13 protein-coding genes, 1 tRNA gene and 1 pseudogene are annotated in these 13,949 nt (G+C 73.0%); 9 read left to right on the top strand and 6 right to left on the bottom strand.

Going from position 1 to position 13,949, the window contains the following annotated elements:
- Positions 1-260: 260 nt before the first annotated feature.
- Positions 261-716, bottom strand: a complete 456-nt coding sequence (locus tag AC5K6T_RS30370; RefSeq protein WP_493214145.1) for a hypothetical protein — start codon at positions 714-716, stop codon at positions 261-263.
- 432 nt (positions 717-1,148) lie between these two features.
- Positions 1,149-2,237 (bottom strand): ABC transporter ATP-binding protein, encoded by a 1,089-nt coding sequence (locus AC5K6T_RS30365; RefSeq protein ID WP_493214143.1) that lies wholly within the window; start codon positions 2,235-2,237, stop codon positions 1,149-1,151.
- 213 nt (positions 2,238-2,450) lie between these two features.
- Between AC5K6T_RS30365 and AC5K6T_RS30360 the strand changes: the two genes are divergently transcribed.
- A tRNA-Thr gene (locus AC5K6T_RS30360) sits at positions 2,451-2,524 on the top strand.
- Between the two features lie 105 nt (positions 2,525-2,629).
- Entirely contained in the window at positions 2,630-3,169 is a 540-nt protein-coding gene (locus AC5K6T_RS30355; RefSeq protein ID WP_493214142.1) for a helix-turn-helix transcriptional regulator, read from the top strand.
- Positions 3,170-3,322: 153 nt separating this feature from the next.
- Here AC5K6T_RS30355 and AC5K6T_RS30350 read toward each other — a convergent pair whose 3' ends face one another.
- Genes AC5K6T_RS30350 through AC5K6T_RS30340 form a run of 3 tightly spaced genes read right to left on the bottom strand, consistent with a single transcriptional unit; the run spans position 3,323 to position 4,079 of the window.
- Complete coding sequence (locus tag AC5K6T_RS30350) at positions 3,323-3,532, bottom strand: hypothetical protein (protein WP_493205685.1); 210 nt, start codon at positions 3,530-3,532, stop codon at positions 3,323-3,325.
- Positions 3,529-3,867 carry a hypothetical protein gene (locus tag AC5K6T_RS30345; RefSeq protein WP_493214140.1) on the bottom strand — a complete coding sequence of 113 codons (339 nt, stop codon included), beginning with the start codon at positions 3,865-3,867 and terminating at the stop codon, positions 3,529-3,531. Before AC5K6T_RS30345 ends, AC5K6T_RS30350 begins: the two co-directional genes overlap by 4 nt.
- A complete protein-coding gene (locus tag AC5K6T_RS30340; protein WP_493214138.1) occupies positions 3,864-4,079 on the bottom strand; it encodes a hypothetical protein in 216 nt (71 codons plus the stop codon). Before AC5K6T_RS30340 ends, AC5K6T_RS30345 begins: the two co-directional genes overlap by 4 nt.
- A gap of 169 nt (positions 4,080-4,248) precedes the next feature.
- Between AC5K6T_RS30340 and AC5K6T_RS30335 the strand changes: the two are divergent.
- The 4 genes and pseudogenes from AC5K6T_RS30335 to AC5K6T_RS30320 all read left to right on the top strand — a co-directional run bounded on the left by AC5K6T_RS30335 (position 4,249) and on the right by AC5K6T_RS30320 (position 9,662).
- Positions 4,249-4,985 (top strand): annotated as a pseudogene (locus AC5K6T_RS30335) (DUF6879 family protein).
- Positions 4,986-4,996: 11 nt separating this feature from the next.
- Positions 4,997-5,866, top strand: a complete 870-nt coding sequence (locus AC5K6T_RS30330) for a helix-turn-helix domain-containing protein (RefSeq protein WP_493214136.1) — start codon at positions 4,997-4,999, stop codon at positions 5,864-5,866.
- A 969-nt stretch (positions 5,867-6,835) separates the two neighbouring features.
- Positions 6,836-7,393: a hypothetical protein gene (locus AC5K6T_RS30325; RefSeq protein ID WP_493214134.1), complete on the top strand. Its 558-nt coding sequence runs from the start codon at positions 6,836-6,838 to the stop codon at positions 7,391-7,393.
- A 613-nt stretch (positions 7,394-8,006) separates the two neighbouring features.
- Positions 8,007-9,662 (top strand): ricin-type beta-trefoil lectin domain protein, encoded by a 1,656-nt coding sequence (locus AC5K6T_RS30320; RefSeq protein ID WP_493214132.1) that lies wholly within the window; start codon positions 8,007-8,009, stop codon positions 9,660-9,662.
- Positions 9,663-9,819: 157 nt separating this feature from the next.
- Here AC5K6T_RS30320 and AC5K6T_RS30315 read toward each other — a convergent pair whose 3' ends face one another.
- The gene (locus AC5K6T_RS30315) at positions 9,820-10,389 is read right to left on the bottom strand and encodes a hypothetical protein (protein ID WP_493214131.1); all 570 of its coding nucleotides are present in this window, start codon (positions 10,387-10,389) and stop codon (positions 9,820-9,822) included.
- 323 nt (positions 10,390-10,712) lie between these two features.
- On the opposite strand from AC5K6T_RS30315, the gene AC5K6T_RS30310 reads away from it, so the two are divergent.
- The 3 genes from AC5K6T_RS30310 to AC5K6T_RS30300 all read left to right on the top strand — a co-directional run bounded on the left by AC5K6T_RS30310 (position 10,713) and on the right by AC5K6T_RS30300 (position 13,930).
- Positions 10,713-11,336 carry a hypothetical protein gene (locus tag AC5K6T_RS30310; RefSeq protein WP_493214130.1) on the top strand — a complete coding sequence of 208 codons (624 nt, stop codon included), beginning with the start codon at positions 10,713-10,715 and terminating at the stop codon, positions 11,334-11,336.
- 268 nt (positions 11,337-11,604) lie between these two features.
- Positions 11,605-13,017, top strand: coding sequence for an NAD(P)/FAD-dependent oxidoreductase (locus tag AC5K6T_RS30305; RefSeq protein ID WP_493214128.1), 1,413 nt, complete (start codon positions 11,605-11,607; stop codon positions 13,015-13,017).
- Positions 13,018-13,252: 235 nt separating this feature from the next.
- Complete coding sequence (locus AC5K6T_RS30300) at positions 13,253-13,930, top strand: pentapeptide repeat-containing protein (protein WP_493214126.1); 678 nt, start codon at positions 13,253-13,255, stop codon at positions 13,928-13,930.
- Positions 13,931-13,949: the final 19 nt, after the last annotated feature.

The following is a 13,949-nucleotide window of genomic DNA, read 5'->3' as shown; positions in this document are numbered from 1 at the left end:
CCCCGCGCGACGGGACGGGCCCCGCGAAACGGCCCGCGGGCGCCGCGAAACGGTCCGCGGGCGCCGGAAGGCGGCCGACGGCGCCCGCGTGTGGAGCGGGGCCCGCCGGCCGGCGCGCACGGCGTCCGGGGCGGGCCCTCGTGCGCGCACGCCCTGCCGGGCCCGCCGCCGCGGGCTGCCGGGCCTGGCGGCCCGCGGCGGCGGGCAGGACTCCGTCGGCCGCCGACGGGAGTACCCGTCGGCCGCGGGCGGAGCGGCGGTCAGCTGTGGGCCGCCAGCACGCCGGAGGCGAACGAGGTGTCGCAGACCGGGCGGGCGAAGGACTGGGCACGCTTGGGGCCGTACACGCGGACCGCCGCCCGGCCCAGGGCGCGGGCGAGGGAGACGCAGTGCTCGGCGAGCGACGGGCGCTCGTCGACGGCCTGCTGGAGGTGGGTGAGGGCGATACCCGGGTCCTTCTCCTGAAGCTCGGTCAGGAGCTGGTCGCGCAGCCGCTCGTGGGGCGCGCGCGGGGCGGGCGGCTTGGCGTCGTCGGACACGGCGGCGTCCGAGGCGGTGAGCACCGAGGCCGACGGGTCGCCCGACCAGTTGACTCGGGTGACCGCGAGGGTCCCGGAGAGCACCAGGACGACGGGCAGGACGAGGGCGAGGCTGCGGCCGACCCGGCGGGCGGGGCCCCGGCCGCGTCGCGTCTGTTGGTTGGTGGAGTGCTTCACGCGAGTGAGGGTAGCGCCCGGTGATGATTTGGCGACATTTAGTCACCGATTCGGGGGATGAGAAGGTGGCGATTTCGGGGTAGGGGGTTGACGCGCGCTGCTCGAAACGGGTGGGTCCGCCGGGATTCGCCGCCGCGACGCGTCGCCGCACGCACGGAGGGCCCCGCAGTGATCTGCGAGGCCCTCTCGGGCGACCTCGGGGCGCGCCCGCCGTCAAAGGGGGCGGGGTGTCCCGGTTTCCCGACTCGCCCAGGTTGATGCCGCTCGGTGCCGTCCCGGTGCCGCTCGGTGCCGCTCGGTGCCGCTCGGTACCGTGTAGCGCTGCTCGGCTTCGCTCGGCACCAACCGGTGCCAGTCGGCGCCAACCAGTGCCAGTCGGTATCAACCGGCACCAGTCGGTATCAGTCGGTTACTTCCTCGTCCGCTCCGCGGTCAGTCCGACAGGCGGGCGCCCGTGGACGTCGAGAACACGTGGGCCTCGCCCGGGCGCGGCACGACGTGCAGCTCGCTGCCCTTCTCCGGCACGTCGCGGCCGCTCACGCGGACGACGAGGTCCTTGGAGGTGTCGCCGACCTGGGCGGTGCCGTAGACGTACGCGTCGGCGCCCAGCTCCTCGACCACGTTCACGGTGACCGCGAGGCCCTGGCCGGAGCCGGCCCCGGCGACGTCGAAGTGCTCGGGGCGGACACCGACGGTCACCGTCTTGTCGGTGGTGCCCGACAGCGCCTCACGCTCGACGGGGACGACCGAGTTGCCGAACTTCACGCCGCCGTCCGTGATCGGGACCTCGACGAGGTTCATGGCGGGGGAGCCGATGAAGCCGGCGACGAAGAGGTTCGCGGGCTTGTCGTACATCTTGCGCGGAGTGTCGACCTGCTGGAGCAGACCGTCCTTGAGGACCGCGACCCGGTCGCCCATCGTCATGGCCTCGACCTGGTCGTGGGTGACGTAGACGGTGGTGATGCCGAGGCGGCGCTGGAGGGAGGCGATCTGCGTACGGGTCGAGACGCGGAGTTTGGCGTCCAGGTTGGACAGCGGCTCGTCCATGAGGAAGACCTGCGGCTCCCGCACGATCGCCCGGCCCATCGCGACCCGCTGGCGCTGGCCGCCGGAGAGGGCCTTCGGCTTGCGGTCCAGGTACTCGGTGAGGTCGAGGATCTTCGCGGCCTCCTCCACCTTCTGGCGGATCTCGGCCTTCGGCACACCGGCGATCTTGAGGGCGAAGCCCATGTTGTCGGCGACCGTCATGTGCGGGTACAGCGCGTAGTTCTGGAACACCATGGCGATGTCCCGGTCCTTCGGCGGCAGGTGCGTGACGTCGCGGTCACCGATGCGGATCGCGCCGCCGTTGACGTCCTCCAGACCGGCCAGCATGCGCAGTGAGGTGGACTTTCCGCAGCCGGACGGGCCGACCAGGACGAGGAACTCGCCGTCCGCGATCTCGATGTCGAGTGCGTCGACGGCGGGCTTGTCGGAACCCGGATAGACCCGGGTCGCCTTGTCGAACGTGACAGTGGCCATGGTGAATGGGCCCCCTTCTACCGGCAGGAACGTGCCGGACGATCCGTTGTAGGAAGGTGGTTGGTGTAGTCCACGCGAGTGAACCGCTCAGGACGGTACCTTCCGTTCACCCGCTCTGTCAGTACCCGGACCTCTGTGAACTTCGCGGAAATTTTCGACGGGCCCCCTCCGCCACCTGGGTACACTGCACGGGCGCACGCGAGCCGTGCGCCTGCCTCCTTAGCTCAGCTGGTTAGAGCACCGCTCTTGTAAAGCGAAGGTCGTCGGTTCGAATCCGACAGGGGGCTCCGGAAGGCAGCAGGGTGTGGCCCCGGAACTCCCAGGTCAGGGGGTATCCGGGGCTTCTTTCGTGAAGTCGGACCCAGCCTGACTGCACCCTGCCCACAGGCTCGATGCACCCTGGCTGCTGGAGTCGATCTCCTAGAGCCCTCCCGAACGATCACGCTCAGGGGCCACGCGCACTGCTCGCGTCGGCGCTCGTGCCCAGGAAGCGCTCGCGCCAAGCGGAGCCACTCGCACAAGTGAACGTGTGTTCGATTTTAAGCCCCGCCTGCGTCCTGGGGCACATGCCAGAGAGGCTGGCCCTCGGCCGGCGCATCCCCGCTCATCGCCGCGCAGCTCACCTCTCACAAGACCAGCTGGCCGAGCGCAGGGGAGTCGAACGTCGAACCATCCAGCGTTACGAGAACGCGGTCACCGACCCCCGGTACGCCGATCTCCTGCTCCTCGCGCAGGCTCTCGACATCCCCCTTGCGGGCCTACTGCGCCGACCCGCTCCAGGGCTGGCGAGGGGTCGCCGGAAGCAGCGCAGAGCCGTAGACGTTGCGTCGCAAGCGTCCAGACATGAGACATCTCTTCTGCTGCGGTGGAGCCGAGCGTCCGGTGTACAGAACGAGCGTGCCGGCCCAGGCCGACCGCGCCCGGCGCCTTGAGCGAGAACCGGCCGACCTTCGGGCGGCCGTCCGGTCCTGCACGCCGTCGGGCGGCCGCTCCCACCCACGACCCGCACCGCCCATGACCGGCCGGCCGCAGGATCCCGGTGCGGCCACCCCGACGGGGCAGTAGGAGCGGCCGCAGGTCCCGGGCTACTCCACCCACACCGTGCCGTGCGTGTCCGTGTGGGAGGTCCGGCCGTTGTAGTGGTCCACGTGCCGGCCGTCGCTGTGCGGGCGCCGTGTGCAGGTCGCGCCGCCGTCCGGGTGCGCCAGCCAGCAGTAGCCGCCCGCCCGGCCGGCGGACCGCTCCGCCTCCCGCAGCCGCTCCGCCAGCGGCCGCGGCCGCTGCTCCTGCGTCATCGGCGGCCCTGCCGGGCCAGGCGCACCAGGGTGCGGCCGACGTCGCAGCCTGCCCCGGAGTCGGTGCACGCCCGGCAGCCCGGTGCGTGGCTGAACAGGGCGCCGTACGCCTGCTCGCCCGTACACGGGTGGCAGGCGCGCGGGTACCAGCGCCGGCCGTCGGCCGCGGTGCCGTGCTCGCCCATGTCGAGGGCGCTCTCGGTGCTGAGCGGCGTGCGGCACCACACGCACTCGACGCCCCGGGCCTGGCCCCCCGTCAGCCCCTCCAGCGGGGGGAGGCCGAGCGCGCTCACGACGCTCGGGGGGACGGCGCTGATCCTGTACGCGGCGGTCACGCGGCTGCTCCTCGCTGGAGTGCGGTGGCGAGCTTCGGGGCGACGTCCGCGTGCACCCGCCCGAGGTCCACCAGGCGGAGGGCGGGCGAGCCCGGATCGACGCCGAGGCACGGCAGGACGATCCCGGCGTCGTCCAGCGCCGAGCGGAGGGACTCCACCTCGGCGAATGCGTCGACGCCGTCCAGTTGGTGCAGCGTGTTGGTCTCGGCCATGAACAGGACCGTAGGCTGGCCGAGTTGCCAGGCGCCCGTCGAGTTGCGCAGAGTTTCTTGACGCCTCGCCGGAGTTGCGTGACGTTTCTCAAGAGAGTGGGTCAGGTGTCGTGTCTGAGCGGTCGGCGTCGGGGAGGCTGGCCCCACATCACGACCCTGGGAGGGGACCATGCGGCGCTTACGGTTCAACGGCACCCCTCCGGTGGAGGCGGCTGCCCCGGCGTCCACGAGGATCTCGACACGGGTGAGGTCATCGTGCACGGCCCGCCGCTCAACGACCCATCGGACGTCGCCCAGCTTCAGCACCTCGACGAGGGCGAGGTGGCCATCGTCATTCCGAGGAACACGCTGGTGGACTTCGGGCCGCGCGACGAGACGCCCCGGCTCATCAACGCCGGCGACGAGTTCGACGCGCTGTTCACCGCGTTCAAGCACACGGCCTGGCGGCTGGAGACCCGGCGCCGGTACGCGAGCGACGAGCAGACCGAGGAGTGGGCCCAGTTCGCGAGGGGCGCGCGGATCGACTGGGACTATGACGACGCCTGGTGCAAGGGCGTGCGCGAGGCCACCGAGCAGGGACGGCGGTTCGAGCGCGTGCGCCTGGTCGACAGCCCCGCCACCCCAGGACAGCTGTACCTCCGCAGCAACGCGGCCCGCAACTGCGCTGTCGGCGAGGACATCCGCAACCTGTCCCGCGCCCGGGCCGAGGAACTGCACCTCCCTGCGGAGGACTTCTGGCTGTTCGACTCCCGACTCGTCGCCCGCCTCCTCTTCGACGAGGACGACAACCTGACCGGCGCCGAGCTCATCACCGAGCCGGCCGCCGTCAACCGGTACTGCCAGGCAAGGGATGCGGCCTGGCACTATGCAGTCCCCTACGCACGGTTCGAGATCGACAGCGCATGACGTGAGGTCCGGTGAGCACCGACTATCAGCAGGCACGCGAGGCCCTCGGGGTACGGCTCCGGGAACTCCGGCTGGCGTGCCCTGATGGTCGGCTCACCGGGAGCCAGCTCGCCGAGCGCCTCGGCCCGCGCTGGACCAAGGTGCGTATCTCCAAGCTGGAGAATGGCCGACAGACCGCGACGGCCGAGGACCTCCAGGAGTGGACGGAGGCGACCGGCCAGCCCGAAGCGCTCGCCGGTCTCCTCGCTCAACTCCGCGGCTTCGAGTCGCACATCCGGTCGTGGCGCCGTCAGCTGGCTTCTGGGCACCGGCCGGTGCAGGACGCCATCACGGCCGAGCACGACCGCACGCAGGTCCTCACCATCTGGGAGAACGTCCTTGTCCCCGGGATGCTCCAGACGGCGGACTACGCCCGCCACGTCCTCACTCGGCACGCGAACCTGATGCGGTCGCCGCGCGACACCGAGGACGCCGTTCGGGCGCGTATTCAGCGGCAGGCTGGGCTGAGCGAGCCGGGCCGCCGCTACCGAGTCATGATGTGGGAGGGCGTGCTTCACGCCCTGGTCTGCCCGCCCTCGGTGCTCGCCGCGCAGCTCGACCGGCTCATGGGGGTCATCGGGCTGGACACCCTGGAGCTCGGGGTGATCCCCTTCACAGCTTCGCTGAAGATCTTCCCCGGCAACTCGTTCTGGATATACGACGACCGGCGCGTCGTCGTCGAGGACTGGCACGCCGAGCTGTGGCTGGACGACGCCGACTCGGTGGCGACGTACCTGCGGGTGTGGCAGACGCTCAGTGAGTCGGCGGTGTACGGGGCGGACGCGCAGAACGTCATCGGCCGGGCTCGTCGCGCGCTGGGTCCTCGCTGGGCCCAAGCGTGACCGAAGGCCGCCCGCTCGCCGAAGCGGGCGGGGCCCGGCGTCAGCCTTCTGCCGTGGTCACAGCCCCAGGTCTTCGAGCGGGGCGTCCAGGAGCCGGCCGGGCCGACGCTCGGGCGCTGCGCCGGGCGGGGCTCCCGGACCAGGACGCTGCCTTGCTCGCGCCGAGCCGCCACCACCGCCTCCCCGATGCGCTCATGGGGAAGGATCAGGCTGCCTTGACGAAGGAGTCCTGCGCCTTCGCGGAGACACCGACCGGCTTCCAGAACCCGAAGTGGGAGAGCACGCCGGTGCCGAAGCCGGCGAGGGCGAGGACCGCCGCGGTGCCGACGCTGTAGCCGTCGTCGTGTGGGGCGGCGTACTCGACGACGAACGCGGTGACGGAGCCGAGGCCGAGGAGGCCCGATCTTGCAGCGCTCGCCGTGCCCGGCCTTGACGAGGGCCTGGCCGACCTCGGTGGCGTGCTCGCCGTGCGCGCCGTGGCCGTACTCCAGGCCGCCGATCCGTACCCGGTACCGGGCGATCGTCTCGCCGCCGACCGCGGGCTCGCCGGCGCCGCCCTGCAGCCACCGGATCGCGTCGGCCAGGCCGTCGAGCATGGCGTCCGTGGGCTCGACGAGCCCGGACGAGCCGAGCATCCCGCACACCGCGTAGTGCCCCAGGTTGAGTTCGCGGGTTCCGTTGGCGCCGGTCCGCCGGTGCAGCCCCCGCCCCTCGAACGCCCGAGCAGATGGGCGCGGGCACTCTTCCTCGGCTCAACTCGGCCGAGACGACCCGCGGTCCGGGCCATGACCTGGTCGAACATCACCCGCCAGTGGGCAGGGCCTACGCTATGGCCTGAGGCCACCGCACGATCTTCGTTTGCCGCACACCAACCGATGATCACGCGGTGGCCGTACACGTTCCCAGCCAGGGTCACTACAAGATCGCGAAACCAGACCGGAGTATCAAGACCGATTGCCAGGAGGAGTGATGAGCTTCGACGTCATCTGCCAGATCGCCGAGTGGGGTCCTGCCGTTGAGGCCTGCCGGGAGTCTGGTGGCACCGACTTCTATTGGGATGCGCCCGAGAACCCGAACGGTGACGATCTTTCATTCGCGATCGAACGCGACTACCGCGGCTTCGACTTCATCGAAGCCGGCTTCTACTACGAGATCTTGCGTCGCCAGCTTCCCGGCCTGCTGCGCGATAGGGCTGATGCATTCCTCGGCTCCGTCTACCACGATCTCGGGCAGGGGTGCCCGGAGCCGCCTGATGACCTGGCTGACGATGCCGGCATCGAACTTGCGAAGCACGAAACGTACTACTCGATGCGGCCGGCAACGGTCCGTGCAGTACTCGAGCACGCGCGAGCGGTGCCGTGGCCAGAGATCGAACACGCCGCTGTGAGCGCCGCAATGCCGCCACGCATCACCAGGCACGATGTCCGCGACATCGAGCATTTTCACAGCATCGTCTGCTTCCACCAGGAATGGTTGGAGGAAGCAGCCCGAACCGGACGTGGGCTGATCGTCCTCCTCAGTCAGTGACCTGCGCAAGAGTGCGACGGGTCCTCATCCACAGATCTTGACGACTGCGTGCTCTCGGCCGGTTTCGTCTCCCAGGTCCATCTTCTGGTGCAGTGGCGTCTGAACCTGGCCCTTCGATCGCCGGACCCCGTGACTCGAGAGCTGGCAAGGGCCGCGTTTCTGCCGGATGACCAGGAAAGTGCCGCAGCTGCTGCTGAAGTTGAAGCAGCGACTCGGTCACGGTGCCACCCATGACGCGAAGGTTTGGCAGCGGGAAGGCATCAGTGTCTGAGTGCTCGGGGGGGGAATCCGGAGCCCGGGTGCACGCCGACGCCTCGATGGCGGACTGCCAAGCCGTGGTGACGGCGCACCCAAGGCTTGTGCCGAGTGCCGGAACTGCCGTGCATGCTGCGGCAGCAGCGGCTGATCTCACAGGGCGTCACGCCGGTGCGCGACGGGGGCTGAGCCTGGCGGGGGCTGAGCCCTGGCGGGGACTGAACACCGCGCGCGTCCGTTCCGTATGAAGCTGTGCCCTTCCTTTGAGACCCACTCTGGGACCGGTCGCAGGCCCGGCCGTGCCACATGAGTTCCTGCCCGCCAGGCGCGGAGGAATGCGAGAGAGCGAGGCCCTGCTGTGACGCGTTCGGACACGGAAGGCGAACGCATTCCCCCGGACGAGGTGATCCGGGACCTCTCGTCGGAGACCGACCTCGTCGAGGACCTGCGTTCCGGCGGCGAGGCCGAAGGGGCGGCCATCCGGGAGCTGCAGCGCAGGCATCTGCCCGCCGTCGTGGCGTACGCGCAGCTCTGCACCACCAGCGGGGCGGCCGGCAGGCGGCTGGCCGGCGAGGCGTTCTTCCGGGCGCTGGAGGAAGCCGCTGACGGGGTCGATCCGTCGGGGACCTGGCGGCACCACACACTGACCCACGTACGCGAGACCGCGCTCGCCTGGGCTGCGGACGACCGGCGAAGGCGGCTGCGGCCCGACTTCCTGGCCTGGGCCGAGACCGCGGACACCACGGTCCGGCCCAAGGCGCCCGACGCCATGGTCAGCGCCTTCTACCAGCTGCCGGAGCGGCTGAGGTCCGCGCTGTGGTACGCGGTCGTCGACGACGAGCCGCACTCCGAGGTCGCCACGAACCTGGGCACCACCCCGGACACCGTCCCCGACCTCGCGGCCAAGGCGCAGCTCGCCATGCGGGACGCCTATGTGCGGGAGCACCTGTCCCGACGCGGCACCGCGGAATGCCGTGGCTTCCAGCGCATCGTCGAGGCCGCAGCGCAGGCACGGGACGGCGTCCGGCACCCCGATCTGGCCGCGCACCTGGCCCACTGCACCGACTGCGGGGTCCTGCTGTCCAGACTCACCAGCATGTCCGCAAGTCCGCGGACCGTGCTGGCCGAGGGACTGCTGCAGTGGGGCGGCGCTGGCTACACCGAGCGCGTCCCGGTGCACGGCACCGCGGAGCCGGATCCGCCCGAACAGCCCACCCCGGCCGGCACGGACGGCCGGGAGGCCCCGATCGAGGTGCTCGCCGCGCCGGTCGAGGTCTCGAAGGGCTCCGCCCGCACCAGGCACGCCCATCGCTCCGTCCCGGGACGGGCCGGCAGAGCCGTCGGCGGCATCGCCGTGGTGGTCGTGGTGGTCGCGGTGGCCGCCGTGGTGGCATACGACGTCCTGCCCGAGAGCTGGGACGTCAGCGGTCTCGAACGCCCCGGGCCGAGCCGGTCGGCCTCCGCTCCGGCCCCGTCCGCCACGCCCTCCCGTCCCGTCGGCGGAACGCCGTCGGACGGCTCCGCTCCGGCACCCGGCGGGGAGCCGCTCGCGCCGGTCCCCGTCGGCACACCCTCCCAGATCGTCCATGTGGCCACCGGGCTGTGCCTGGACGTGGAGAACCAGGTGGTGGACAAGCGCGTCAACGCCGTCGCCGCGCCCTGCGGTCCGGGGCAGACCCAGCGGTGGGTCTTCGACACCGAGGGGCGCCTGCACAACGAGGCCGACCCCGACTTCTGCCTCAAGGCCGACGGAAACGCCGCGGGTGTCGGGATCCGGCCCTGCACGTCCGACGACCCCGAGAAGCGATCGCGGATGACCTTCGTCATCGGTGAGGACGGGGCGATCCACTCCAAGCCGCGGTCCGACCAGGTCATCGTCCCCGTCGGCACGTCCACCGAGGACGTGCTGCCCCTGGTGCTCAAGGGGACCTCCGTGGCCGGCGACGAACGCTGGGCCGCCGGGCCGGTCGCGGCCACGGGCGCCCCCTCGCCGCCGTCGGCGAGCGCCCCCTGACCACGCCGCGCCGCCTCCGCCCCCGTCGGACCGGCGCCCGGCCGGCCTGCCGGAGTGCCGCGGCCCTGTGGCGCGGGTACGGGCCCGGGAGCAGGCACCGTCGCCGGGCCGGGCGGGGCGGGGCCGCCGCGGGCGGGTGCCCTGTCCCGGCATCCGGTCAGCCGCAGGACGGCACCGGCTGCAGGGCCGTGACCTCGCCGAGTGCCAGGGTCAGGGTGCGACCGTCCGACCTGAGGGTCAGGAACCCGTAGCCGCTCTCGCCCAGAGACCCGCAGGCGGTGCCCGTCCTGGTGCCCACGCGGACGAGACTCCGCGCCGCGGCGCCCGTGGTGCCGGCCTTGTCCGCCGTGTCCGCCGTCGCGGGCCACCAGGAAGCGGCCGCGGACAGAGCGAGCAGTGCGACGGCCGTGAAGGTCAGGGCGATTCCGGTGCGCAGGGCGCGGCCCGTCCGCCGGCGTGCGGCCGGGCGGGGTCCGGTGCGGTACAGGGGCCAGGCGGCCAGGGCGACGAAGAAGACGGCGCAGCAGGCGATGGCCAGGGCGCTCAGTGCCAGTACCCCGGCCGCCACCTGGATGCCGTGCGGGACCCCCGGCGGGCCGCTGTCCTTGAGCACCCCGCACAGTCCGACGAAGCCCAGAACGGCCAGTTGCACGCCCTGCCACCCCTTGGCGGTCGTGCGCAGGTCTTCCGGAGCCGGTGCCTGTTCGTGCCCCGCGTCGCTCGTCACGGCCACGGCCTCCTTCCGACGCGCCGATCCTCGCAGGCATGCCTACCCGGATGCGGAAGCCGGGCCCGGTGCGGACGTCCGGGTCACTCGCCGTCACCCGCCCATTCACGCGCCCGCCGCACCACCGGCGCCCCGCGGTCCACGGTCGCGCCGGCCCGCCGCGTCGGTGGCGCCACCGGCACCTCGGGGCCGGCGGCCTCCGCGCCGGACGGGAGGCCGTCCTGCCCTGCCCGGCCCTGCCCGGCCCGGCCCTGCCTTGGGCGTAGCGCGGCGTGGCGGGGCACCCGAGGGCGCCGTCGCAGGCGTCCCGGACAATGGCGCCCGTGAATGACACCGTGGCGGTGGCCCTGACCACCTCGCTGTCGACCCTGACCGCCGCAGCGCCGGCGGGCTCGGTCTCGGCCTGGACGACCGGCAGGCAACTGCGCCACCAGGCCCTGCCGGCCGGGGAGGAACGCGCCGAGCGGCGCGCGAACACCCGCAGGGACATGCGGCGGGAGTCGTACGAGCGGTTTCTCTCCCGGGTGGACGCCGCCCACCGGGTGTTGGACAGCGGGTGGACGGCGAGCCCGTTCGCCGAGCCACCGCACCGGGAGGCGGGGTTCGCCGCACGCAGGGCGCTGGACGGGGCCTGCATCCGGGTCCGCCTGACGGGACCGGAGAGCGTCGCGGAGCTGGGAGCCGCCGTGGTGCTGGGAGCCGCCGTGGTGCTGGGAGCCGCCGTGGTGCAGGGCACAGCGGCCGAGTTTCGTGAGCATGCGCGGGTCGTACGCGCGCATCCCGCCGCGCAGGAATGCGCCGCCGGGCTTGATCCGTCCGCCCGGACGCACGCCCTGCGGGTCCGCTCCGCGACGAGTGACGGGTTCGTCACCGCCGCGCGCGAGGCGCTCGGGGCCGGGCCGGTTCGGGAGCCCGGCGCGGACAGGCCCGCACCCGGCGGTTCCTGACCACGGCCGTGGCCCGGACGGCGGGGCTCCGGATTTCGTCGCCGTGGCGCGCCGCCGTGCTCCCGGCCGTGGTCCCCGCCGTGTCCGGGGCGCCGCGGACGGGGCTGCCGACGGAGCCCACGCAGGGCCGATCCCGGTCATCCCGGCCATCTCGGGCACCCCGTCGTGCTGCCGCCGGGGCGGGGCGCAGTCCGCCGGCCGGAGGCGGTGCGAAGAGCACGAAATCCGAAGGAGACAGCGGCCACCGGGCCGGGTTAGCGTCCGCGGCATGAGCAGCGGTGTGGTCGGCAGCGGTGTGGTCAACGGCGGCGTCTCCTTCTGGTTCGCGGACGACGGGCTCCCGCCCGTCCGGGAGCCGCTCCCGGGCGACCGGACCGCCGACGTGGTCGTGGTCGGCGGCGGATACACCGGCCTGTGGACGGCGTACTACCTGAAGAAGGCCGTGCCGTCGCTGAAGGTCACCGTGCTGGAGCAGCGGTTCTGCGGCTACGGCGCCTCCGGGCGCAACGGCGGCTGGCTGTACAACGGCATCGCCGGCCGCGACCGGTACGCCCGCCTGCACGGCCGGCCGGCCGCGACGCGGCTCCAGCGGGCCATGAACGACACCGTCGACGAGGTCGTCGCCGTGCTCGCCGCCGAGCGGATCGAGGCCGACGTGCACCAGGGCGGTGTGCTGGAGGTGGCGACCACTCCCGCGCAGCTGGCCCGGCTGAAGGCGTTCCACGAGCACGAGCTGACGTACGGCGAGACCGACCGCGAGCTGTACGGGGCGCGGGAGACGGCCGGGCGGATCCGCGTGGCGGGCGCGGTCGGGTCGTCGTGGACCCCGCACGGCGCCCGGCTGCATCCGGTGAAGCTGGTCAGGGGACTGGCGGCGGTGGTCGAGGCACTCGGCGTCACCGTCCACGAGGGCACCCCGGTGACGGAGATCCGCCCCGGGCACGCGGTCACCCCCTACGGCACCGTCCGCGCGCCGTACGTGCTGCGCTGCACCGAGGGGTTCACCGCGGCGCTCAGGGGCCAGCGCCGCACCTGGCTGCCGATGAACTCCTCGATGGTCGTCACCGAGCCGCTGACCGGCGAGCAGTGGGCGTCGCTGGGCTGGGAGGGCCGCGAGACCCTCGGCGACATGGCGCACGCCTACATGTACGCGCAGCGCACCGCCGACGGGCGGATCGCGCTGGGCGGCCGCGGGATGCCGTACCGCTACGGGTCGAGGACGGACAACGACGGCCGGACGCGGGCGGAGACCGTCGAGGCGCTCCGGGAGATCCTGGTGCGCTTCTTCCCGTCCCTGGCCGGGGCGGGTCTCGCGCACGCCTGGTCGGGCGTGCTGGCCGTGCCGCGCGACTGGTGCGCGACGGTCGCCCTGGACCGGTCGACCGGCCTGGGCTGGGCGGGCGGCTACGTCGGCTCGGGCGTGGCCACCGCCAACCTCGCCGCCCGCACCCTGCGGGACCTGGTGCGGCACGACTCGGGGGAGGGCGGCGAGACCCCGCTGACCGGCCTGCCGTGGGTCGGGCACGCGGTGCGCAGGTGGGAGCCGGAGCCGCTGCGCTGGCTCGGGGTGCACGGCATGTACGCCACCTACCGTGCGGCGGACCGGCGGGAGCTGAGCACGCACCGTACGGAGTCGTCGTGGCTGGCACGGGCCGCGGACCGGCTGGCCGGACGGCACTGAGGAGCCCGGGCCGCCCGGCGCGCCCGGTGCGGATGCCCCGCCGCGGCCTGCCCGAGCGGCGCCGGCCGCGGTGGGCCCGCCGTCGGACACCCTGCCGTCGGACACCCTGCCGTCGGACACCCTGCCGTCGGACACCCCGCCGCTACGGCCTCGGCCCCGCCGGAGGGCAGGCCGCCGGAGCGGAGCGGCACCCGTCGAGCGGGGCGTTGTCGGTGGCGGGGTGCACGATGGGGGCATGGCGATCGGACGGCCCGCGGGGGCGGGCAGGAAAGCGGCGCGACGGCCCGAGGTGCGGCTGCCCGCGCTGGAGCGGTGGGACGGCGGGCGGCTGGAGCCGGACGGCGACTACGACGGCCTGGAGCTGCACGAGAGCGACCTGGCCGGGCAGGACGGGGCGGGCGCCCGCTTCATGGACTGCGCGCTGACCGGGTGCGTGCTGGACGAGACGCGGTTGCACCACGCCCGCTTCCTCGACTCGGTGCTCTCCGGCGCCCGCGGGGTCGGCACGCGCCTGTCGGAGGCGACGCTGCGGGACACCGAGCTGCTCGACGCGCGCCTCGGCGGGGTGCAGCTGCACGGGGCGGTGCTGGAGCGGGTCGTCGTCCGCGGCGGCAAGCTCGACTACCTCAACCTGCGCGCCGCACGGCTCAGAGACGTCGTCTTCGAGAGCTGTGTCCTCGTCGAACCGGACTTCGGCGGGGCGCAGCTGGAGCGGGTGGAGTTCGTCGACTGCGCGCTGAAGGGGGCCGACTTCAGCTCGGCGACGCTCAAGGACGTCGACCTGCGTGGCGCTGCCCCGCTGGAGATCGCGCGCGGGGTGGACCGGCTCGCGGGCTCGGTGATCAGTACGGCCCAGCTGCTGGACCTGGCGCCGGTACTGGCCGCGGCACTGGGGGTGGCGGTCGAGAGGTGAGGGAGCCCGGCCTGCCGTT

It is taken from the genome of Streptomyces sp. B8-7 (assembly GCF_058833805.1).
The sequence above is the reverse complement of the archived record's forward strand: the minus strand, read 5'-3'. Positions and strand labels throughout refer to the sequence as shown.